Below are 19,565 nucleotides of genomic sequence, written 5' to 3'. Positions count from 1 at the left end.
CCATCGGACGTTTCACGCCCGGCGTGCTCATCCGATGGCAGCCGGTGCTGATCTTCCGTCCGGTATGCTCGCCGCCTCGCGGCGAAGATATGCTGGCGGCATCAATGCCGGTTCCATCCTACGCGATCTGGTCGTATTTGCAGGGTCGGCGCAGCGTCGCCTCGTCGATGCCGGTTCCGGCACGGGAGGCCAGATGCACGGACATGGTCGGGCTAGGGGGATGCAGGCCAGAAGTGATCGGTTCGGCGTTCAGATTGAAGTAGAGGTGCGCCGAAAACCAGGCAGCAAGGTGCGCGATGCTGTTCGCTGGCCCGGCATAGTGATACACCTGGGTACCGGTCTCAAAGGCGATCACTATATTGCCATAGGTTGTGCCCAGGAGCTTTCAGTCTCCTGAGGGGGGAACCCGGCCCGTTGTGATAGTTCTCCGGTAAGGCGGTATAAAGGCCTGAGGAAACCGAACGCACTGGAACTCCTGTCGCCCTCGGCGTTTGACGTGGATCAAAATTGCCGCTTGCTAGAAGCAGATGATGAGTGCCCGCTGTCAAAGCTAAGGGGCATGAAAATGAACTTGAGCACCCGTCTAACTTTTATATGGCACTGGCTAGCTGCCGGTTTCCTTCTCTTGTTCGTGCTCCCAAGTACGCGAGCATACGATCTACCCTTGCACCCCACCCAGTATCGCGCGGTGATTGACCTTGCAAACGGACAGGCAAACTTCTCGGTGCGTTTCGACCGTCCTCCTGATTTTTTCACGCTCGACGATGTGGGACGCGCGGCCGATGCGTTCCAATTCTTCACCGACACCGTATCGAGCGATCCCATCCAGAGCACCACCGAGGGGATGTACCGCAGCGGCCCGCTTGGTACACAAACCGTTATCGGTAGTTATGAGATCGCTACACGGCGGCAGCTGACCATCTGGTGGCCCAAGCCCCGCTCCGAATGGCTCCCCGACGATCCCATCGTCCATGCGGCGCTGATAAGGTATGGCGACTACACGCTTATTGACGATACGCTATCGTTTTCAGTGCCCTTGGGCCTGCTACACGATCCGGACTCGAGCTTCTACTACGGCTTCCAACTCTATCCGTATGGCGGGTGGACAGGTTTCAATTATTATGGAACGAGCGGCCAGGTCTACATGCTGCCGGTGCCAGAACCGGCACCTGCCACTATGTTCAGCGCCGGCGTCCTGTTGCTGATGGCGGCCAGTCGATGTGGCCGCAGACAGCGAAGAAACCCGATCATGGGATGAACAAGGGCCAGCGATCTGGATGTCCGTATATGGACTCCTCCTCGTTTGCAAACAATCCGTCGGCAGGCCGTGAGGTACGACTGCTCACGTATATCCGGTCCCGTGCCACTGGTCGAAGGCGTCTGTTGGCACTTGGTAAGTATTCCGCATCGTCCGATCGATTCGGTCGATAGAACTCGTGAATAATAATGGTCGAGTTAAATGACCGGTCACGGACCGGTTACGGACGTTCGGGATGGCCCAGCGTATGCCTTGTTGCTCGCGGAGTAAGAAAAAGGTTTTGTTAAGGTATTAGCCTGCCGGGACTCAGTCCTGCAGGGTGCGCCATTCCTGCTTCTTGGCCGGCTCTTCGTGCGTCGGGCAGCTCGTGATGCGCAGCTTGCCGTGGTGTTCGATCATCTCGACATCGGTGTTGGTTGCGCGCTCGGTGACGCAGTAGGTGCCCCTGCCGCCGACGACGCGCGAGCGCCGCGCGCCGTCGCCCGTGTTGTTCACCAGTTCCTCGACCTTGGGCGCTTCCCAGATGCGGTTCGGCGCCATCGCGCGGGCGTGCTCGATGCCCTGGCGCAGGCGCATCTGCGGGCTGTCCAGCGGCGCCGCGATATACGGCTTGTTTTCCTTGCGCAGCGCCTTGTCGATGCCGCCGATGTCGCGCCGGGCGCGTTCCAGGATTTGTTCCGCGCTCGGCCCGGGCGGGGCGGGCTGCGTGGCCGTGGCCGTGGCCGGGGCCGGCGTCTGGGCCGGCGCGGGCGCGGCGGCGGGCGCGGGCGTGGGCCGGGATTCGATCGCCGGCGCCGGCGGCAGGGCGAGGGGGGCGGCGGGACGCGGATGCAGCGGGATCGGCCGCGCCGTGCTTTCCTTTGGCGGCGGCGCGGGCTCGCTGTCGCGCAGCGCGGGCCGGGAGCGGGGCAGGGGAATCCACAGGACGCGGCTGCGCGGGCCATCGTTCGGGGGCGCCGGCGCCGGCAGCGTGCGCGCCGCGTACCAGCCGGCGATCAAGGCCAGGTGCACGAGGGCGGTCAGCAGCAGGCTCAGGCGGCGGTCGGTGCTGGCTGCACGATAGGCAATGTTCATGTGGAAAGAGTATAGCGGCCTGCCGGCGCTGCTTTCTCACACATCCTCACCGCATGCTTAGCGATTGCTTAAAAGCGCCGGAAGCGGTCGTCGTAGCGCGGGTCCGGACCATTCAGCATCTGGCGCACGACGCCCTGCTGGTCGAAGTGCACATGCATCATCGAATTCCACACGCCGGCTTCCTTGTAGCGGTAGGACCAGACCTCGTAGTTGTGGAAGGCCACGGCCGAGGTCTCGGCCGGCTGGCCGAAGTTGCGCAGGATGTCGGCCTTGGTCCAGTGGTCGACCTTTACCTTCGCGAAATTCTCGCTGGTCAGGACCTGGTCGTAGGAGAGCAGGCGGCCGTCCGGGCTCATGCGCGCCATGTACTGGAACTGGCCCATCGGCTGGCCGCGGTATTCGAGCACCTGGCCGCCGTCCGGTTCCGGGTAGGCCGCGTCCGGGCGGCCCAGCCTGGCCGTGACTTCGGCCAGCGGCGCGCCCGGGGGCGGCGGCTGGCGGAACATCGGCGCGCAGGCGGACAGGGAGAATGCGAGCGCCGCCAGCGCGATTGTCCTGATCGTGTGTTTCATCGCAATCTCCTTCATGCAAGGCCTTACGCGCTTACAGTCCCCGGTAGCGGTCGTCGAGCACCGGATCCGGGCTGTTGAACACGCGCAGCACCGTGCCGCGCGCATTGAAGTCCACGTTCATCATCGAGTTCCACAGGCCCTGTTCCTTGTAGCGGTAGGACCAGATCTCGCCTTCTTCCAGGCGCGAACGCATCACCTCGGCCGGGCGGCCGAAGTGGCGCAGGACCTCGTCCTTGTTCCAGACGCCGATCTCGATCTTCGCGAAATTCTCGCTGGTCAGCACCTGTTCGTAGGATAGCAGCCGGCCGTCCGCGCCGATGCGCGCCATGTGCTGGAACTGGCCCATCGGCTGGCCGCGGTATTCCAGTATCTGGCCGCCGGCCGGGTCCGGATACACGGCGTTCGGCTGGCCGAGCTTGGCCGTCACCTCGGACAGCGGGGCGCCGACCGCGGGCGTCCTGCGCACCAGCGGCGCGCACGCGGACAGGGTCAGGATGAGCGCCAGGGCGATGGCGGGTCTTGCGAAGTTCTTGTGGGTTCTTTTCATCGTTTTAATCCTTGGAGCATGCCAGAACGGCAATGCCAACCCGCCTATTGTAGCGAAGCCGAGGAAATACTGGCTTCACCCGTCATTTTCCCCTATACTTCCCGGTCTTGGCTTTCGAGGCCAAGTTTTTTAACAATTCACGGTGCGCTGGGTTCCGACTCTTGCACCGCATGTGAAAGGTAACATCATGTCCGTAGAACACATCAACAAAGCCGCCATCATCGCGGATAACGCACGTGGCGACAAAGACACCGGTTCGCCGGAAGTCCAGGTTGCACTGCTGACCGCACGCATCAACGAGCTGAACGGCCACTTCAAGGAACACAAGAAAGACCACCACTCGCGCCGCGGCCTGATCATGATGGTCAACCGTCGTAAGAGCCTGCTGGCTTACCTGAAGAACAAAGATCTGAACCGTTACCGCGACCTGATCGCCAAGCTCGGTCTGCGTAAGTAATCTACGCATTGAGCCAATCGGCTTGATCACGAAGTGCCTGCGTCAGCCCGACTGCCGCAGGCATTTTTTGTTTTTGTTTTGGGAAACCGGGGTCAGAGCCCACCCTGAACACCGGGATCTGACCCCGGTTTCCCAAAACAAAAACTGTGGTGAGGTGAACGACAGCGCCTGAAATTCTGTCGGCAAATAGAAAGGGATTACCCATGTTTAACAAAGTTACGAAAACCTTCCAGTACGGCGACCATACCGTGACCCTGGAGACCGGCGAAATCGCTCGCCAGGCCAGCGGCGCCGTCCTCGTGTCGGTCGAGGACACCGTTGTCCTGGCAACCGTGGTGGCCAAGAAGGACGCCAAGCCGGGCCAGGATTTCTTCCCGCTGACCGTCGACTACATCGAGAAGAGCTACGCCGCCGGCAAGATCCCGGGTGGCTTCTTCAAGCGCGAAGGCCGTCCGTCGGAGAAGGAGACCCTGACGTCGCGCCTGATCGACCGTCCGATCCGCCCGCTGTTCCCGGAAGGTTACCTGAACGAAGTCCAGGTCATCATCCACGTGCTGTCCGTGAATCCTGAGATCGATCCGGACATCCCTGCGATGATCGGCGCTTCGGCCGCCCTGTGCGTGGCCGGCATCCCGTTCAGCGGCCCGATCGGCGCCGCCCGTGTCGGCTATTCGAATGGCCAGTACATCCTGAACCCGAGCACCACCCAGCTGAAGACCTCGCAGATGGACCTGGTCGTCGCCGGTACCGAGCACGCCGTGCTGATGGTCGAATCCGAAGCCCAGCAGCTGTCGGAAGAAATCATGCTGGGCGCGGTCGTCTACGGCCATGAGCAGATGAAGGCCGTGATCGACGCGATCCACGCCCTGGTCGAAGAAGGCGGCAAGCCGGAAGTCGAGTGGAGCCCGGCGCCGAAGAACGAAACCCTGATCGCACAAGTCGCCCAGCTGGCCGAAGCCAAGGTGCGTGACGCCTACCAGACCCGCGAAAAGTCGGCGCGCCAGCAGAAGCTGAAGTCGCTGTCGGGCGAAGTGATGGCAGGCCTGCAGGAGCAGGGCATCGAAGCGGATAGCGCCGAAGTCGGCAACATCCTGTTCGACATGGAAGCCAAGGTCGTGCGTTCGCAGATCCTGGAAGGCGAGCCGCGCATCGACGGCCGCGACACCCGCACCGTGCGTCCGATCTCGATCCGCACCAGCGTCCTGCCGCGTACCCACGGCTCGGCCCTGTTCACCCGCGGTGAAACCCAGGCGCTGGTCATCGCCACCCTCGGCACCGGCCGCGACAGCCAGAAGATCGACGCGCTGATGGGCGAGTACACCGACGACTTCATGATGCACTACAACATGCCTCCGTTCGCCACCGGCGAAACCGGCCGTGTGGGCACCCCGAAGCGCCGCGAAATCGGCCACGGCCGCCTGGCCAAGCGCGCGCTGGTCGCTGCGCTGCCGGCGCCGGACGAGTTCAGCTACTCGGTGCGCCTGGTCTCGGAAATCACCGAGTCGAACGGCTCCTCGTCGATGGCCTCCGTCTGCGGCGGCTGCCTGGCGCTGATGGACGCCGGCGTGCCGATGAAGGCGCACGTGGCCGGCATCGCCATGGGCCTGATCAAGGAAGGCGGCAAGTTCGCCGTCCTGACCGACATCCTGGGCGATGAAGACCACCTGGGCGACATGGACTTCAAGGTGGCCGGCACCGCCAACGGCATCACCGCGCTGCAGATGGACATCAAGATCCAGGGCATCACCAAGGAAATCATGCAGGTGGCGCTGGCCCAGGCCAAGGAAGGCCGCCAGCACATCCTGGCCGAGATGCAGAAGGCCATGCCGACCGTGAAGACCGAGCTGTCGGACTTCGCACCGCGCCTGATCACCATCAAGATCAATCCGGAAAAGATCCGTGACGTGATCGGCAAGGGCGGCGCAGTCATTCGCGCGCTGACCGAAGAGACCGGCACCCAGATCGACATCACCGACGAAGGCATCGTGACCATCGCCTCGGTCGACGCCGCCGCCGGCCAGGAAGCCAAGCGCCGCATCGAAGAGCTGACCGCATCGGTCGAAGTGGGCAAGACCTACGACGGCACCGTGCTGAAGCTGCTGGACTTCGGCGCCATCGTCCAGGTCATGCCGGGCAAGGACGGCCTGCTGCACATCTCGCAGATCGCCAACGAGCGCGTCAACGCCGTGGCCGACTACCTGAAGGAAGGCCAGCAAGTGCGCGTGAAGGTCCTCGAGACCGACGAGCGCGGCCGCCTGAAGCTGTCGATGAAGGCTGCAGCCGCGGATGACGCGGCGGCGGGCGCGGCGCAGTAAGCTGCTCTCTGAGCTGGCCGCTTCGGCGGCTGGCTGAATGTAAAAACCGCCAGTGCGTGAGCCTGGCGGTTTTTTTATTTCCCGCTCGGCTCGCTTAGCGTCGTGGAAGGTCGGTAACACTACTTGCGAGCGAAGCTGCGCGCTCATTATTCAACGCGATCACGCAGGCCAGGCGGCGCAATTCAAGCGCACTGGTAACAGCGCCTCCGCCAAGCGATGAGGCAAGTGCGCATTGCGCTTCCCTATACTGTTCGAACGCCTTACCCGAGGTGTCGAGCTTCTTTTTCGCGAGCGTCACGTACTTGGCATCCTCGTCCCATTGGCCTAAGGCGGCAATAGCATTGCCCTCGGCACGCTTCAACAAAGTTTGGCTATCAATAGCCTTCCTGCCTAAACACTCGCGCATGCCGGCTTGTGAGTTGGCGCCGCACTCGTCAAGAGCATTTTGCTGACTAGCAGGCGCAGCGGTCGAAGCCAACGGGATCAGCAAAGTCACTGCTAAGACAGAAATCATCCGCATGTTGCTTCCTTTCGATTGGTGAGCAAAGCAAACGCGAAGTCGAGCTTCCTCGCATAGTTTGGATCACCTCCGCCGTTGTATCGCTGTGCAATCAAACTGGTAGTAATCAGACGCCACCCTGTTATGACACGCTTGACCGACGCCTTCTGATACCTGAGTGCCAATCCGGGACGCAAGACTGACGCGGTGGGATTCAACTTCCTCAGCATTTCCGTAGTCGTCCCTTGAGTTTTGGCGATCTTGTCCAGATTGTCGCCGGCCTTGACGGCGACGTTCAGTACGGTCTGGTCACTTTGGACGCTTCGGTGCTCAAAGTTCGCCATGCGCATGAGCAGATAACCGATCCCTGCACGGATATTATGGGCGGGTATCGTTCGCGCGGAACCCGCCGTCAATCGCCCCTGCCACAGTGGAGGAATGATCAGGTCGCCACCTTCATTCCCGCGAAGGAGCGAAGCCAGCCCCGGATCGCCATTCACACCTATCTGCATGGGTTTGGTTTTCCACTCAGCATTCTCGGCGCCTGTTTCCACCCAGACCATGGCCTTGATGAGCTTCCAGTCGAGTGCTCGGAAGCCCGGAGTATTGCCGAGATGGCGATTGTATTCCTCGACCGCGGTTTTGATTTCGCAATCGTAGTCATTCCATTTGGGTGAGTCGATTGCGCTACGTAGATTGTTTTTCCACCTGTCCAGCGCAGACATCGATGCCTGTTCCGCCATTTGCTTTCTCCACTTTAAAGGGACAAAGCGGATGATGGCCTAGGCCCAAGCAGCCCGGTTTGTTGCCCGGCAACCCACCCTCAAACCAACCCAGGATGATGCTCCCCCAGCCAGTCCCTGACCCGGGCGAGCAGGGCTTTCGCATGCGCCTGCGCTTCTTCGACCGCGGCGGGGCTGACCGGGTCGCCTTCGTAGTCGTCGCAATTGCGCAGCTTCCGTAGCTCGTCCAGCTCGACCATGGTTGTATTGTCGAGGCCGATGGTGGTCGGCAGCGACTGGATCGCGGTCTGGTGGTGGCCCGGCTTGCTGGTCGAGGTGCGGTAGCCGTTCGCCAGCAGGCCCGCGATGGCACATTGCATCACGCACTTGTAGGCCGCATCGAAGCGGTTTTCGTCGCTGATGGCGGTGACGGCGGCGTCGTTCAGGTTGCGCTCGGCGGCGGCCAGCAGGCGCTGGATGTCGTCGCGCCGCGGTTCAGCCTTGTCGAGGCTGCCGATCTCCAGCAGGTTTTGTAGACTCATCGTCGATTCCATAAAGAATTGGCAAACCCGACTGTAAGTCAAAAATAAAAAGCGACGCACGCAATCGTGTCGTGTCATCAAGGAAAGGAATGGTATAGTTAGTCATTTAACAGAATGGCCTTGTCATGTGACATAAAAGGCTCTTTACCGTCCAAGCACCTAAAGGAAAAAGAAAGATGACCACTCAGGACTACGCTACCCGCATCAGCCAGATCATCCAGGAACACGAGGCCGAGATCGGCGCCGAATGGGTGGCCCAGCTGGATGCGCTGACGGTCCGGTCCAATGCGGTCTCGAAAGAGCAGCTGCGCAAGCACTGCCAGCAATTCCTGACGGCCTTCAGCAATGCCACCCGCGGCGGCGAGCTGCAGAACATCGAACACCGCTCGTGGGACGAAGTGCGCGACCTGCTGGCCGAGATCTCCTCGAGCCGCGCCAAGGGCGGTTCGACCCCGAGCGAAACCGCGACCTTCGTGTTCTCGCTCAAGCAGCCGCTGTTCACCCGCATGAACGCGGGCTTTGCCAACGAGCCGGCGGTGCTGGCCAACGCCTCCTGGGTACTCAGCACCCTGCTCGACAAGCTGGGCCTGTACACCATCGAGGTGTTCCAGCGCGCCCGCGACCAGATCATCGTGCGCCAGCAGCAGGAACTGCTCGAGCTCTCGACCCCGGTGGTCAAGCTGTGGAACGGCATCCTGGCGCTGCCGCTGATCGGCACCCTGGATTCGGCGCGCACCCAGGTCGTGATGGAAAACATCCTGCAGAAGATCGTCGACACCGGCGCGGCCATCGCGATCATCGACATCACCGGCGTGCCGACCGTCGACACCCTGGTCGCCCAGCACCTGATGAAGACCATCGCCGCCGCCCGCCTGATGGGCGCGGACTGCATCATCAGCGGCATCCGCCCGCAGATCGCCCAGACCATCGTCCACCTCGGCGTGAACCTGGAAGACGTGACGACCAAGGCCAGCCTGGCCGATGCCTTCGTGGTCGCGCTCGAGCGCACCGGCACCTCGATCATGAAGAAAGCCTGAGCCTCGCATGGAACGTATTCCGATTCTCCGCATGGGCGACCTGCTGCTGGTGACGATCCAGGTCGACATGCATGACCGCCTCGCGATGACGCTGCAGGACGACCTGACCGAGCGCATCGTGAGCGACAATGCCAAGGGCGTCCTGATCGACATCTCGGCGCTCGACCTGGTCGACTCCTTCATCGGGCGTATGATCAGCAACACCGCCGCGATGGCGCGTGTGCTCGATGCCCAGACCGTGGTGGTGGGCATGCAGCCGGCGGTGGCGATCACGCTGGTCGAGCTGGGCCTGACCCTGCACGGCGTGAAGACGGCACTTAACGTGGAAAAGGGCATGACCCTGTTAGGAAAGACGCACTTTTGATGAGCGCAGCTCTCAATAACGCAGTAGCTTTCGATACCGCGCTCCTGGAGCGCAACAGCCGGCTGCGTACCGCGCGCATGACCCTGCCTCTGCGTTCCGACGAGGACGTGGTGGGGCTGCGCAGGCACGTGCGCGAGCGCGCGGTGGCGATTGCCCTGTCGCTGGTCGACCAGACCAAGCTGGTGACGGCGGCCAGCGAACTGGCGCGCAATACGATCAAGTACGGCGGCGGCGGCGAAGTCCATCTCGATTCCCTCGAAGATGGCTTCCGGCGCGGCGTCGGCCTGGTCTTCGTGGACAATGGGCCGGGCATCCCCGATCTCGACCAGGCTTTGCGCGACGGTTTCACGACCGGCGGCGGCCTGGGTCTCGGCCTGGGCGGCTCCAAGCGCCTGGTCGATGAGTTCGATATCGATTCCCGTCCGGGAGAGGGCACGGCAGTGTCTGTCGTCAAATGGAAACGCTGATCAGTTCGCTGTCGCCACAGCTCGTCTTCCCGATCAACCACGCCAGCGACATCGCCGCCGCCCGACGTTCAGGCCAGAAACTGGCCGACGAACTGGGCTTCGACGACGTCCAGGCGGGGCGTCTCGCGATCGTCATCACCGAGGCCGGCACCAATATCCTCAAGCATGCCGGCGAGGGCACCCTGTACGTCATGCGCGCGCAGTCCGGCGCGGACATGGCCGGCATCGACGTGCTGGCGATCGACGACGGCCCCGGCATCGCCGACCTCGCGACCAGCATCCAGGACGGCGTCTCGACCGCCGGCACTGCCGGCACCGGCCTGGGCGCGCTGCGCCGCCAGTCCGACGAGTTCGACGTCTGGTCGATGCGCGACAGGGGCGCGGCCTTCTTCATGCGCCTGTGGCGCGGCAGCCCGCCGCCGGAACCCTGCGGCATCGAGATCGGGGCGCTGTGCGTGCCGATGGGCGGCGAGGATGCCTGCGGCGACGGCTGGGCCGCGAGCTGCGGGCGGCATGGCGCCACGCTGCTGGGCGTCGACGGCCTGGGCCACGGCCCGGAGGCGGCCAAGGCGGCGCACGCGGCCATCCACGCGCTCGAGCGCCGCCCATCCGCGGCGCCGGCCGAGGTGCTGCAGGCGGCGCACGAGGCGCTGCGAATCACGCGCGGCGCGGCCCTGTCGGTGGCGCGCATCGAGTACGACGGCGGCGCGCTGCGCTTCGCCGGGATCGGCAACGTCAACGGCGTGGTCCACGACGGCGCCACGCGGCGCGCGCTGGTCTCGCATAACGGCATCGTCGGCGCGAACATGCGCAAGGTGCAGGAATTCACCGCCGACTGCCCGCCGGGCGCGATCGTGATCCTGCATTCGGACGGCGTGCATACCCAGTGGAGCCTGGAGGATTACCCCGGCCTGTACGCGCGCGTGCCGGTGCTGGTGGCGGGCATCCTGATGCGCGATTTCATCCGCCGCCGCGACGACGCCATGGTGCTGGTCGGGCGGCGCCGGGGAGGGCATGCATGAGCAGCCAGCGGATCTTGAATGTAGGCCTGTCCGGCGAGCAGGACGTGGTGCTGGTGCGCCAGCGCGCGCGCCAGGTCTCGGGGCTGCTCGGTTTCTCGCAGCAGGACCAGGTGCGCGTCGCCACCGCGGTGTCGGAGGTGGCGCGCGGCGCCTGCCAGCTCGGCTTCGGCGGGCGGGCCCTGTTCCAGGTGCTCGACCAGGGCGGGCGCCAGTGGCTGGAGATGACCATCACCACCGGCAGCACGGCCGCCGCCGCACCGCTGCCGGACGACGCGGTGGTCACGGCGCACCGCCTGATGGACGAGTGCACGATCGGGACGGACGCGCGCGGCGCGCCGGCGGTCACGATGCGCAAGAGCCTGCCGCCCCAGGCCTACGTGGGCCCGGCCCGCCTGGCCGAGCTGGGCGCCCAGCTGGCCAAGGACAGCCCGGTGGCGAACAGCTACCTGGAAGTGCACCAGCAGAACCAGGAACTGGTGGCCACCCTGGCCGAGCTGCGCGAGCGCCAGGAAGACCTGCTGGACCTGACCCGCGAGCTGGAGGACACCAACCGCGGCATCGTCGCGCTGTACGCCGAGATCGAGGACAAGGCCGAGCGCCTGCGCCTCGCCGACGAGATGAAGTCGCGCTTCCTGTCGAACACCAGCCATGAGCTGCGCACCCCGCTGTCCTCGATCCGCGCCCTGGCGCGCTTGCTGCTGGACCGCCTGGACGGCGACCTCACGCAGGAACAGGAGCGCCAGGTCAAGTTCATCGAGCGGGCCGCCAACGACCTGTCGGAACTGGTCAACGACCTGCTCGACCTGGCCAAGATCGAGGCCGGCAAGGTCGATCTGCAGGTGGCGCCGGTGGTGCCGGAGAACCTGTTCCGCGCGCTCAAGGGCATGCTGCGGCCGCTGGTCGACGAAAGCAAGGTCGAGCTGGTGTTCGAGCCGCCGGAGGTCGACGAGGCTTTCGAATCGGACGAGGGCAAGATTTCCCAGGTGCTGCGCAACTTCATCTCGAACGCGCTCAAATTCACCGAGCAGGGTTCGGTGAAGGTGAGCGCCCTCCAGGACCGCGAGCACGATACCATCACCTTCACGGTGGCCGACACCGGGATCGGCATCAGCGCGGAAAACCTGCAATTGATCTTCGAGGAGTTCAGCCAGATCGAGCACCCGCTGCAGCGTCGCAGCAAGGGGACCGGACTCGGCCTGCCGCTGTGCCGCAAGCTGGCCGAGCTGCTCGGCGGCCGGGTCGAGGTGGAAAGCCAGGTCGGCGCCGGCTCCACCTTCCGGCTGGTGTTGCCGCGCAGCCTACCGCAAATTGATGGATAGACGATGACGAACCCTACCCTGATCCTGAATGTCGACGACAACGACGGCGCCCGCTACGCGAAGACCCGGATCCTGCGAAGCGCCGGATTCGACGTCGTGGAAGCCACCAACGGCACCGATGCGCTGGCGGCGGTCAAGCACAGTGCGATTTCGCTGGTCCTGCTGGACGTCAAGCTGCCGGACATCAACGGCATCGAGGTCTGCCGCCGCATCAAGTCCGACCCGGACAGCGCCATGGTGCTGGTGCTGCAGACGTCGGCTGCGCTGACCGGGCGCGCCGACAAGATCCGCGGCCTGGAGGGCGGCGCCGACAACTACCTGGCGGCGCCCATCGAAGCCGACGAACTGATCGCCAACGTCAACGCGCTGCTGCGCATGCGCCGCACCCAGAGCGCGCTGCGCGACAGCGAAGAACGCTTCCGCCAGCTCACCGACAACATCGAGGACGTGTTCTGGATGTTCTCGGTGCCGGCCCGCTCGCTCGAATACGTCAGCCCGGCCTATCCGGCGATCTGGGGGCGCAGCGTCGAGTCGCTCGAGCGCGAGCCGGGCAGCTGGATGGACGCCGTGCATCCGGACGACCGCGCCTATGTCGACGGGCTGTGGCGCGGCGTGCAGGCGCATCCGCACTACGAAGCCGAGTTCCGCATCGTGCTGAAGGACGGCGCGCTGCGCTGGGTGCGCGACCGCCTGTTCCCGGTGCGCGACGGGCGCGCCGAGGTCTACCGGGTGGCGCGCGTGACCAGCGACATCACGCGGCGCAAGGAAATGGAAAGCCTGCTGCGCGCGGCCGACAGCAACAAGAACGAGTTCCTGGCGACCCTGGCGCACGAGCTGCGCAACCCGCTCTCGCCGATCCGCAACGCGGCCGCGCTGCTCGGTTCCACCGGCGCCGCCGCCGCCGAGCGCCAGGCGCGGGCGCGCGAGGTGATCACGCGCCAGGTCGACCACCTGGCCCACCTGGTCGACGACCTGCTGGACGTGGCGCGCATCTCGGAAGGCAAGATCGCGCTGCGCAAGGAAGAGGTCGAGATGACGGCCGTGATCGCGCAGGCGATCGAGACCGCCGGCCCGCTGATCACGGCGCGCGGGCACCACCTCGACGTGGTCCAGCCGGAGCGCCAGATCTGGGTGCTGGGCGATCCGGTGCGGCTGGCGCAGTCGATGGGCAACCTGCTGCACAACGCCGCCAAATTCACGCCCAAGGGCGGCCAGATCCGCGTCGAAGTGAAGCTCGACGGCGAACTGGTCCGCATTGCGGTGCAGGACAACGGTATCGGCATCGCCGAGGACAACCTGCCGCGCATCTTCGGGATGTTCGCCCAGGCGGCGGTGCCGCCGGACCGCGCGCCGGAAGGGCTGGGCATCGGCCTGTCGCTGGTCTCGCGCCTGCTCGAAATGCATGGCGGGCACCTGTCGGCAAGCAGCCCGGGGATCGGCATGGGCAGCACCTTCACGGTCGAGCTGCCGGTGCTGCGCACCGCGATGCCCGCGCAGCCGGCGCCCGCCGCCGAGCAGGCGGGCCAGGGCGGGACGAAACACCGCCGCGTGCTGCTGGTCGACGACAACATCGACGCCATGGAGATGATGGCCTTCCTGCTGGCCGAGATGGGCTACGACGCCACCACCACGGCCGACGCCACCCACATCATCGAGCTCGCCCTGGAGCGCCGCCCGGACGTGATCGTGCTCGACATCGGCCTGCCGAACGTCGACGGCTACGAGGTGGCGCGCATGCTCAAGCAGCATCCCGAACTGCGCGACATCCGGCTGGTGGCGCACACCGGCTACGGTTCGCCGGAAGACCGCCGCAAGGCCCAGGAAGCGGGCTTCGATGCGCACCTGGTCAAGCCGGCGGAGCTGGACGACCTCGAAAAGGCGCTGCAAGGCTGACGCGTGCTTCGGTGTGTCAGCGCACCGAAGCGCAAACGCGGCGGGTCTACTCTGGCGGCATCAACCACCACACGGAGGTCATCATGCCCAAGGGAGCCAGCCCCAAGCGCGAGCGCGAGTACAAGAAACTCGAGACCGAATTCAAGAAAGAGCACCGCTATCCCGGCCGCGAGGAAGAGGTCGCGTCGCGCATCGTCAACAAGCAGCGCGCCGAACATGGCGAGACCAGGCAGTCTTCGCACAGCGGCAACAAGCAGTCCGCCAAAAAGTGAGGCGCGCAGCGCCGAACGCCGGCAAATAAAAAGCCTCCCGGGCTCGCACCCGGGAGGCTTTTGCACATCCTCGCCTGCGGATTACTTGTCGGTCACGGTGAAGTCGCCGAAAGCCTTCAGCTGCTCGCCGACCGCCTTGCTGTCGCCGACCACGACGATCGACTGGTTCTCGGGCGCGAAATACTTCTTCGACACGTCGCGCACCTGTTCCGGCGTGACCTTCTGGATCAGCGGCACGTACTGGGCCAGGAACTCGGCCGGCAGGCCGACCAGCCAGTTGCCCGCCAGGGTGGCCGCCACGGCGCGCTGCATCTGGTTGGCCAGCACGTAGCCGCCCGCCACGTAGCGCTTGTGCATCTCCATTTCCTGCGGCGGGATCAGTTCGCCGCCGATGCGCTTGTACTCCTTGAAGTACTCGCTCAGGGCCGCGCCGGTCACGTCGTTGCGCACGTCGGCGCCGCCGACGATGCTGCCGGCTTCGCGCATCATGCGCGCGCCGGCCGAGGCGCCGTAGGTATAGCCCTTTTCCTCGCGCAGGTTGATGTTGACGCGGCTCGAGAAGCCGCCGCCCAGCACCGTGCTGGCCAGGCGCAGCGGCACCTGGTCGGCGGCGGTGGCGGCGATGCCCGGACCGCCCAGGCGGATGGTCGACTGCACGCTGCCCGGACGTTCCAGCAGCACGCGGACCGGCTTGGCGGCGTCCGGCGCCTTGACGCTGGCGGCCGGGGCGGGGCCTTCGGCCTTCCAGTCGCCGAAGGCCTGCTGCGCCAGTTTCATGGCCTCGCCTTCCTTGATGCGGCCGGTGATCACCAGCAGCGCCTGGTCCGGACGGAAGCGCTTGGCGTGCTCGGCGCGCAGCAGCGCTTCGTCGACCGAGGTGATCCCTTCGACGGTCGGCGTGGTGTGGCCGTAGGGGTGATCGCCGAACACCGCGCGGTTGAGGGCGCGGTCGGCGCGGAAGCGCGGCTGGGTCTCGGCCACGCGCAGCGCCTGCAGCGCATTGGTCTTGGCCAGCGCCACTTCCTTGGCCGGGAAGGACGGGGTGCGCGCGACTTCGGCCAGCAGCTGCATCATCGAACCGGCCTGCGAGGCCAGCGCGTTGGCGCTGACGGTGATGCCGTCGGCGCTGGCGCTGCCGCCCACGCCGCCGCCCAGGCCCTGGGCCAGCTCGGCGATGGCGCGCGAGTCGTGCTTTGCGGTGCCTTCGTTCAGCAGGCCGGCCAGCATGCTGGCGAAGGCCGGGTGGGCGGCGTCATCGGCGATGTAGCCGGCGCCGCGCACCGCCAGGACCATGTCGACGCGCGGCACGCCGTTGCGCGGCACCACCCAGACCTGCAGGCCGTTGGCCAGGGTCTTCCTGGCGATGTGCGGGGCCGGCAGCGGCTTGTCCTTGCCGTAGGCGGGCATGCCGGAAGGGGCGGCGGTGTCGGCCGCGAACGCGGGCGAAGCGAAAGCCGCCGAGAGGGCGGCGATGAGCATCAGTTTGTTCATTGTGCTCTCCTTATTTCTTTTCGGCCGGGGCCGGGGTGGTGTCGGCCTTGTTCGGCGCTTGCGGGGCGGCCGCCGGCGCGGGCTTCGCCACCGGCTTACGGTCGATCACGGTGCGGTTGGCCTTCACCAGGTAGGTGGCGGCGACGCGCTGGACGTCCTTCGAGCTCACGCCTTCGATCCAGCCCGGCACCTTGTTGACGACGTTGGCGTCGCCCCACAGGGTCTGCAGCTTGGCCAGGGTGTCGGCGCGGCGCAGGATGTTTTCCAGGCCGTTGTTCCAGTCGGCCACCATGCTGGTCTTGACGCGCTTCAGGGTGGCGTCGTCGACGCCGTCTTTCGCGACCTTGGCGATTTCCTCGTCCATTGCGGCGAGCAGGGCGTCGGCGTTGCTGTTCGGCTTGTACAGCGCGGTCACGGTGAACAGGGTCGGGCCGTCGTATTCGAAGGGACCGGTCAGGCCGAAGCCGCCGGACATGTTCAGCGCGATCTGGCGGCCCTTCACCAGGCCCTGGTAGAACAGCGAGGCGTCGCTGCCGGCCAGCAGTTCGGCCAGCACGGCCATCGGCGCCTGGTCCTTCGAACCGCGGGCCGGCACTTTCCAGGCGGCGGCCACGGCCGGAACCTGGGCCAGGGCGTCGCTCTGCTCGATGCGTTTTTCCTCGGTGTTCGGGCCTTCGGCGAAGTCGGTCGCTTTCGGCGTCGGGCGCTTGGCGATGCCGCCAAAGTATTTCTGGGCCAGCGCGAAGCCCTGGGCCGGGGTGAGGTCGCCGGCGATCGCCAGCACCGCGTTGTTCGGGCCGTAGTAGTCGCGGTGGAAGCCGCGCACGTCGTCCAGGCTGGCGCCTTCGAGGTCTTCGAAGCTGCCGTAGCCGTCGTGGTTGTTCTCCCACTTGTTGAAGGCCAGCTTGCTGATGTCGATCCAGTTGAAGCCGCCGTAGGGCTGGTTCTTCACGTTCACGCGGATCTCTTCCTTCACCACGTCCTGCTGGTTCTTCAGCGTGGCCGGGTTGAAGTCGAGGGTCTTCATGCGGTCCGCTTCCAGCCACAGGATCGGCTCGATGGCGGACACCGGCGCGGTCTCGATGTAATTGGTGAAGTCGGGACGGGTCGAACCGTTGTTGTTGCCGCCGCCGCCCGTGATGGTGCGGTCGAACACGCCCTTCGGCGCGTTCGGCGTGCCCTGGAACATCAGGTGCTCGAACAGGTGGGCGAAACCGGTGCGGTTGCGCGGCTCGAGGCGCATGCCGACGTGGTAGACGACCGAGACGCCAACGGTGGGCGAGCTGTGGTCTTCGGAAACGACGACCGTCAGGCCGTTGTCGAGCTTCTTGACGTGCACCGGCAGGGTCCACTGATCGCTGTTCGCGGCGTACGCGGACATCGACAGCGACACACCGGCCAGCAGGGCGGGTAATAGGCGCATGCGCATTGATAACCTCTGTTTTGGACTGGACTCGAAAAGCGTCTTGTTGCCCGGATCGTATCCAGGCAGCGTCTTATCTTAACTTAATGCAATGTAAAAAAGTAATTTAACGCGACGACAAATTCATACAATTTCGTGTCTTTGCGTCCCGCATAATGACCGGCCCGCTGCATCCCAGTCCCGCCATCCTGTCGCTCGGGGCGCGCTTTTTGCAGTTCGTCGCAATCCGCTGGGCATTGACGAGCCAAGCCCTTACCCTGATGCTTGCCATAAACATGGATTGCGGAGAATTGGATGAACAAGGTTTTTAAGCTCGGCGTGGCGGCGGCTAGCCTCTGGGCCTGCTTCGGCATCGCGCTGGCAGCGCCCGAGGTCGCCACCGAGACGCGCCCGATCGATGCGCGCGTGGTGCGCGTCAAGCTCGACGGCGCGGTCGACCTGCGGATCCGGCAGGGCAGCACGGCCACCCTGACCCTGAGCGGGGATCCGCGCTGGCTGGCGAAGACCGTCACCGTGCAGAGCGGCGACACGCTGAACATCGATACCGAACTCCACGGACGCGTGCGCCTGGGCTCCCTGCACGCCGAGTTGACCCTGCCGGCGCTGCGCGAGCTGAGTTCCGACAGCGTGGGCAGCACCGATGTCTCCGGCTTCTCCGGCGAGGAACTGGAACTGAGCCTCGATGGCGCCGGATCGATGCGGATATCCTGTAATTACAAGCTGGTCTCGGCCAGCCTGGGGGGGATCGGCAGCATGCATCTGCAGAGCCTGAACGGCGAGGGCGTCGACCTGAACCTGCGCGGGGCCGGCTTCGTGACCCTGAGCGGGCGCGCCAGGTGGCTGAAGGCCGACCTCGGCGGCCTGGGCAGCCTGGATGCGAAGGAATTCACGGCCGACAACGTGAACGTGGACCTGTCGGGCCTGGGAAATGCCAGCGTCACGGCGCACCAGAACGCGAGCCTGAACCTGTCCGGCATGGGTTCGGTGACCGTGTACGGCAAACCGCTGAACCGCAAGGTGGCGGTCGACGGGCTGGGCAAGGTGAGCTGGAAGTAAGCGCACAGCTACGGCCACTACAGGACGACAGCAAAAACAAGACGTTCCGAACGAGACAATGAGAAAACACATCGTTGCCATCCTGCTGGCGCTGGGGCTGCACAGCAGTGCGATGGCAGGCTTCACGGAAGGCGCCAATGCCTACAACGCCCGCAACTATGCGCTGGCGCTGAAGGAGATCACGCCGCTTGCCAAGGCCGGCAACGCGGATGCGGAGCATTTGCTGGGCCTGATGTACTACATGGGCCGCGGCGTCCCGCGCGACTACAAACAGGCCTTCGCCTGGCACTACAAGGCGGCGCAGCAGGGCAAGGCCGACGCCCAGTACGTGATCGGCGCGATGTACTACACGGGCAATGCCGTGCCCCAGGACCAGAAGCTGGCGGTGACCTGGTTCCGCAAGGCCGCCGAGCAGGGCCATCCGGACGCCCAGCATGCGCTGGGCCTGATGTACCGCTACCATGTCGCCGGCATGCCGCAGGACATGGTGATCGCCTACATGCTGTGGAACCTAGCGGCCGCCAACGGCCATCGCAGCGCGACCGAACAGCGCGCCATCGTTGCGCGCCAGATGACCCAGGAACAGATCGAGGAAGCGCAGGCGCTGTCGCGCAACTGGAAGCCCGGGACGCCGCTGCCGACCCAGTCCAGGACGGGCGCAGGCAACCCTTGAGTTGCTTTCTGATGCAAAGATGACGCTGACGCTCCATGAAGGCGTAATCCTACAAAGCCATGGGGCGTTGTTGGTGGGCGGGCCGGGCCATGATGACTAAGATGGTCTTCTCTCAGCCAGTTTTTTAACGGGCTGGTGCATAACCCAACTATTCATTGGAGGCAGCAATCATGGCATCGAACAACCAAGGCGGCGGTAACAAGGGCAACAACCAGAGCGACACCAGCAACCGCGGTTTCGCCTCGATGGACCCGCAAAAGCAGCGTGAAATCGCTTCGGAAGGCGGCAAGGCAGCCCACGCTTCGGGCAACGCCCACGAGTTCACCTCGGAAGAGGCACGCCGCGCCGGCTCCATGAGCCACAAGAACGATGGCAACAGCCAGAGCCAGGGCGGCGGCAGCCAGCAGAGCGGCGGCGGCAGCGGCGGCGGCAGTGGTGGCAGCGGCGGCACCCGCGGCGGCTCCTCGGAGCAGCACGCGAAGGCCGGCTCGCAGAGCCACAAGAACGACAACAAGAAGTAATTCACCAAGCGTCGTCCCCGCGCAGGCGGGGACCCAAGTCT

Annotated in this window: 22 protein-coding genes; 13 read left to right on the top strand and 9 right to left on the bottom strand. The window is 65.0% G+C overall.

Features of this window, described 5'->3' with window-relative positions:
- Positions 1-118 precede the first annotated feature (118 nt).
- Complete coding sequence (locus AM586_RS07350; RefSeq protein WP_047826299.1) at positions 119-355, bottom strand: hypothetical protein; 237 nt, start codon at positions 353-355, stop codon at positions 119-121.
- A gap of 309 nt (positions 356-664) precedes the next feature.
- Here AM586_RS07350 and AM586_RS07345 point away from each other — a divergent pair, with 309 nt between their 5' ends.
- Positions 665-1,258, top strand: coding sequence for a hypothetical protein (locus tag AM586_RS07345; protein WP_156328264.1), 594 nt, complete (start codon positions 665-667; stop codon positions 1,256-1,258).
- A gap of 306 nt (positions 1,259-1,564) precedes the next feature.
- On the opposite strand, the gene AM586_RS07340 is transcribed toward AM586_RS07345, so the two are convergent.
- From AM586_RS07340 to AM586_RS07330, 3 genes are all read right to left on the bottom strand, one after another.
- Positions 1,565-2,332: a hypothetical protein gene (locus AM586_RS07340; protein ID WP_060567010.1), complete on the bottom strand. Its 768-nt coding sequence runs from the start codon at positions 2,330-2,332 to the stop codon at positions 1,565-1,567.
- 68 nt (positions 2,333-2,400) lie between these two features.
- On the bottom strand, positions 2,401-2,904 hold the full coding sequence (locus AM586_RS07335) for a membrane protein (protein ID WP_047826296.1): 504 nt from the start codon (positions 2,902-2,904) through the stop codon (positions 2,401-2,403).
- 31 nt (positions 2,905-2,935) lie between these two features.
- On the bottom strand, positions 2,936-3,451 hold the full coding sequence (locus tag AM586_RS07330) for a hypothetical protein (RefSeq protein WP_047826295.1): 516 nt from the start codon (positions 3,449-3,451) through the stop codon (positions 2,936-2,938).
- 187 nt (positions 3,452-3,638) lie between these two features.
- On the opposite strand from AM586_RS07330, the gene rpsO reads away from it, so the two are divergent.
- Positions 3,639-3,908, top strand: coding sequence for a 30S ribosomal protein S15 (gene rpsO / locus AM586_RS07325; protein WP_047826294.1), 270 nt, complete (start codon positions 3,639-3,641; stop codon positions 3,906-3,908).
- 203 nt (positions 3,909-4,111) lie between these two features.
- Complete coding sequence (gene pnp, locus AM586_RS07320) at positions 4,112-6,223, top strand: polyribonucleotide nucleotidyltransferase (protein WP_047826293.1); 2,112 nt, start codon at positions 4,112-4,114, stop codon at positions 6,221-6,223.
- Between the two features lie 94 nt (positions 6,224-6,317).
- Here the strand turns inward: pnp and AM586_RS07315 are convergent, their stop codons facing one another.
- The 3 genes from AM586_RS07315 to AM586_RS07305 form a co-directional block, all read right to left on the bottom strand.
- A complete protein-coding gene (locus AM586_RS07315; RefSeq protein WP_047826292.1) occupies positions 6,318-6,743 on the bottom strand; it encodes a lysozyme inhibitor LprI family protein in 426 nt (141 codons plus the stop codon).
- Positions 6,734-7,465, bottom strand: a complete 732-nt coding sequence (locus AM586_RS07310) for a LysM domain-containing protein (protein WP_047826291.1) — start codon at positions 7,463-7,465, stop codon at positions 6,734-6,736. The genes AM586_RS07315 and AM586_RS07310 overlap by 10 nt, the downstream gene beginning before the upstream one ends.
- 80 nt (positions 7,466-7,545) lie before the next feature.
- Positions 7,546-7,986 carry a hypothetical protein gene (locus AM586_RS07305; protein ID WP_047826290.1) on the bottom strand — a complete coding sequence of 147 codons (441 nt, stop codon included), beginning with the start codon at positions 7,984-7,986 and terminating at the stop codon, positions 7,546-7,548.
- Positions 7,987-8,162: 176 nt separating this feature from the next.
- On the opposite strand from AM586_RS07305, the gene AM586_RS07300 reads away from it, so the two are divergent.
- The 7 genes from AM586_RS07300 to AM586_RS07270 all read left to right on the top strand — a co-directional run bounded on the left by AM586_RS07300 (position 8,163) and on the right by AM586_RS07270 (position 14,360).
- Positions 8,163-9,023: an STAS domain-containing protein gene (locus tag AM586_RS07300; protein WP_047826289.1), complete on the top strand. Its 861-nt coding sequence runs from the start codon at positions 8,163-8,165 to the stop codon at positions 9,021-9,023.
- A gap of 7 nt (positions 9,024-9,030) precedes the next feature.
- The gene (locus AM586_RS07295; RefSeq protein WP_047826288.1) at positions 9,031-9,387 is read left to right on the top strand and encodes an STAS domain-containing protein; all 357 of its coding nucleotides are present in this window, start codon (positions 9,031-9,033) and stop codon (positions 9,385-9,387) included.
- Complete coding sequence (locus AM586_RS07290; RefSeq protein ID WP_082439702.1) at positions 9,387-9,854, top strand: anti-sigma regulatory factor; 468 nt, start codon at positions 9,387-9,389, stop codon at positions 9,852-9,854. The genes AM586_RS07295 and AM586_RS07290 overlap by 1 nt, the downstream gene beginning before the upstream one ends.
- A complete protein-coding gene (locus AM586_RS07285; protein ID WP_052234429.1) occupies positions 9,842-10,876 on the top strand; it encodes a SpoIIE family protein phosphatase in 1,035 nt (344 codons plus the stop codon). The genes AM586_RS07290 and AM586_RS07285 overlap by 13 nt, the downstream gene beginning before the upstream one ends.
- Complete coding sequence (locus AM586_RS07280) at positions 10,873-12,195, top strand: sensor histidine kinase (RefSeq protein WP_047826287.1); 1,323 nt, start codon at positions 10,873-10,875, stop codon at positions 12,193-12,195. The genes AM586_RS07285 and AM586_RS07280 overlap by 4 nt, the downstream gene beginning before the upstream one ends.
- 3 nt (positions 12,196-12,198) lie before the next feature.
- Complete coding sequence (locus AM586_RS07275) at positions 12,199-14,088, top strand: response regulator (protein WP_047826286.1); 1,890 nt, start codon at positions 12,199-12,201, stop codon at positions 14,086-14,088.
- A gap of 83 nt (positions 14,089-14,171) precedes the next feature.
- Positions 14,172-14,360 (top strand): hypothetical protein, encoded by a 189-nt coding sequence (locus AM586_RS07270; RefSeq protein WP_047826285.1) that lies wholly within the window; start codon positions 14,172-14,174, stop codon positions 14,358-14,360.
- 81 nt (positions 14,361-14,441) lie between these two features.
- Here AM586_RS07270 and AM586_RS07265 read toward each other — a convergent pair whose 3' ends face one another.
- Together AM586_RS07265 and AM586_RS07260 are read right to left on the bottom strand one after the other, a co-directional pair.
- Positions 14,442-15,851 carry a pitrilysin family protein gene (locus tag AM586_RS07265; RefSeq protein ID WP_047826284.1) on the bottom strand — a complete coding sequence of 470 codons (1,410 nt, stop codon included), beginning with the start codon at positions 15,849-15,851 and terminating at the stop codon, positions 14,442-14,444.
- A gap of 10 nt (positions 15,852-15,861) precedes the next feature.
- Positions 15,862-17,274: a pitrilysin family protein gene (locus AM586_RS07260; RefSeq protein ID WP_229411270.1), complete on the bottom strand. Its 1,413-nt coding sequence runs from the start codon at positions 17,272-17,274 to the stop codon at positions 15,862-15,864.
- 294 nt (positions 17,275-17,568) lie between these two features.
- Here AM586_RS07260 and AM586_RS07255 point away from each other — a divergent pair, with 294 nt between their 5' ends.
- From AM586_RS07255 to AM586_RS07245, 3 genes are all read left to right on the top strand, one after another.
- Positions 17,569-18,330, top strand: coding sequence for a GIN domain-containing protein (locus AM586_RS07255; RefSeq protein ID WP_060567008.1), 762 nt, complete (start codon positions 17,569-17,571; stop codon positions 18,328-18,330).
- Between the two features lie 58 nt (positions 18,331-18,388).
- On the top strand, positions 18,389-19,003 hold the full coding sequence (locus tag AM586_RS07250) for a tetratricopeptide repeat protein (RefSeq protein ID WP_047826282.1): 615 nt from the start codon (positions 18,389-18,391) through the stop codon (positions 19,001-19,003).
- Positions 19,004-19,173: 170 nt separating this feature from the next.
- On the top strand, positions 19,174-19,524 hold the full coding sequence (locus tag AM586_RS07245) for a KGG domain-containing protein (RefSeq protein ID WP_047826281.1): 351 nt from the start codon (positions 19,174-19,176) through the stop codon (positions 19,522-19,524).
- The last annotated feature ends 41 nt before the right edge of the window (positions 19,525-19,565 follow it).

This window comes from Massilia sp. WG5 (assembly GCF_001412595.2).
Lineage (GTDB): Bacteria > Pseudomonadota > Gammaproteobacteria > Burkholderiales > Burkholderiaceae_D > Telluria.
The sequence above is the reverse complement of the archived record's forward strand: the minus strand, read 5'-3'. Positions and strand labels throughout refer to the sequence as shown.

Coding starts and splice junctions, on each gene's coding strand:
- AM586_RS07340 (WP_060567010.1), bottom strand. CDS start 2,332: ATGAACATTGCCTATCGTGCAGCCAGCACCGACCGCCGCCTGAGCCTG.
- AM586_RS07335 (WP_047826296.1), bottom strand. CDS start 2,904: ATGAAACACACGATCAGGACAATCGCGCTGGCGGCGCTCGCATTCTCC.
- AM586_RS07330 (WP_047826295.1), bottom strand. CDS start 3,451: ATGAAAAGAACCCACAAGAACTTCGCAAGACCCGCCATCGCCCTGGCG.
- rpsO (WP_047826294.1), top strand. CDS start 3,639: ATGTCCGTAGAACACATCAACAAAGCCGCCATCATCGCGGATAACGCA.
- pnp (WP_047826293.1), top strand. CDS start 4,112: ATGTTTAACAAAGTTACGAAAACCTTCCAGTACGGCGACCATACCGTG.
- AM586_RS07315 (WP_047826292.1), bottom strand. CDS start 6,743: ATGCGGATGATTTCTGTCTTAGCAGTGACTTTGCTGATCCCGTTGGCT.
- AM586_RS07310 (WP_047826291.1), bottom strand. CDS start 7,465: ATGGCGGAACAGGCATCGATGTCTGCGCTGGACAGGTGGAAAAACAAT.
- AM586_RS07305 (WP_047826290.1), bottom strand. CDS start 7,986: ATGAGTCTACAAAACCTGCTGGAGATCGGCAGCCTCGACAAGGCTGAA.
- AM586_RS07300 (WP_047826289.1), top strand. CDS start 8,163: ATGACCACTCAGGACTACGCTACCCGCATCAGCCAGATCATCCAGGAA.
- AM586_RS07295 (WP_047826288.1), top strand. CDS start 9,031: ATGGAACGTATTCCGATTCTCCGCATGGGCGACCTGCTGCTGGTGACG.
- AM586_RS07290 (WP_082439702.1), top strand. CDS start 9,387: ATGAGCGCAGCTCTCAATAACGCAGTAGCTTTCGATACCGCGCTCCTG.
- AM586_RS07285 (WP_052234429.1), top strand. CDS start 9,842: ATGGAAACGCTGATCAGTTCGCTGTCGCCACAGCTCGTCTTCCCGATC.
- AM586_RS07280 (WP_047826287.1), top strand. CDS start 10,873: ATGAGCAGCCAGCGGATCTTGAATGTAGGCCTGTCCGGCGAGCAGGAC.
- AM586_RS07275 (WP_047826286.1), top strand. CDS start 12,199: ATGACGAACCCTACCCTGATCCTGAATGTCGACGACAACGACGGCGCC.
- AM586_RS07270 (WP_047826285.1), top strand. CDS start 14,172: ATGCCCAAGGGAGCCAGCCCCAAGCGCGAGCGCGAGTACAAGAAACTC.
- AM586_RS07265 (WP_047826284.1), bottom strand. CDS start 15,851: ATGAACAAACTGATGCTCATCGCCGCCCTCTCGGCGGCTTTCGCTTCG.
- AM586_RS07260 (WP_229411270.1), bottom strand. CDS start 17,274: ATGCGCCTATTACCCGCCCTGCTGGCCGGTGTGTCGCTGTCGATGTCC.
- AM586_RS07255 (WP_060567008.1), top strand. CDS start 17,569: ATGAACAAGGTTTTTAAGCTCGGCGTGGCGGCGGCTAGCCTCTGGGCC.
- AM586_RS07250 (WP_047826282.1), top strand. CDS start 18,389: ATGAGAAAACACATCGTTGCCATCCTGCTGGCGCTGGGGCTGCACAGC.
- AM586_RS07245 (WP_047826281.1), top strand. CDS start 19,174: ATGGCATCGAACAACCAAGGCGGCGGTAACAAGGGCAACAACCAGAGC.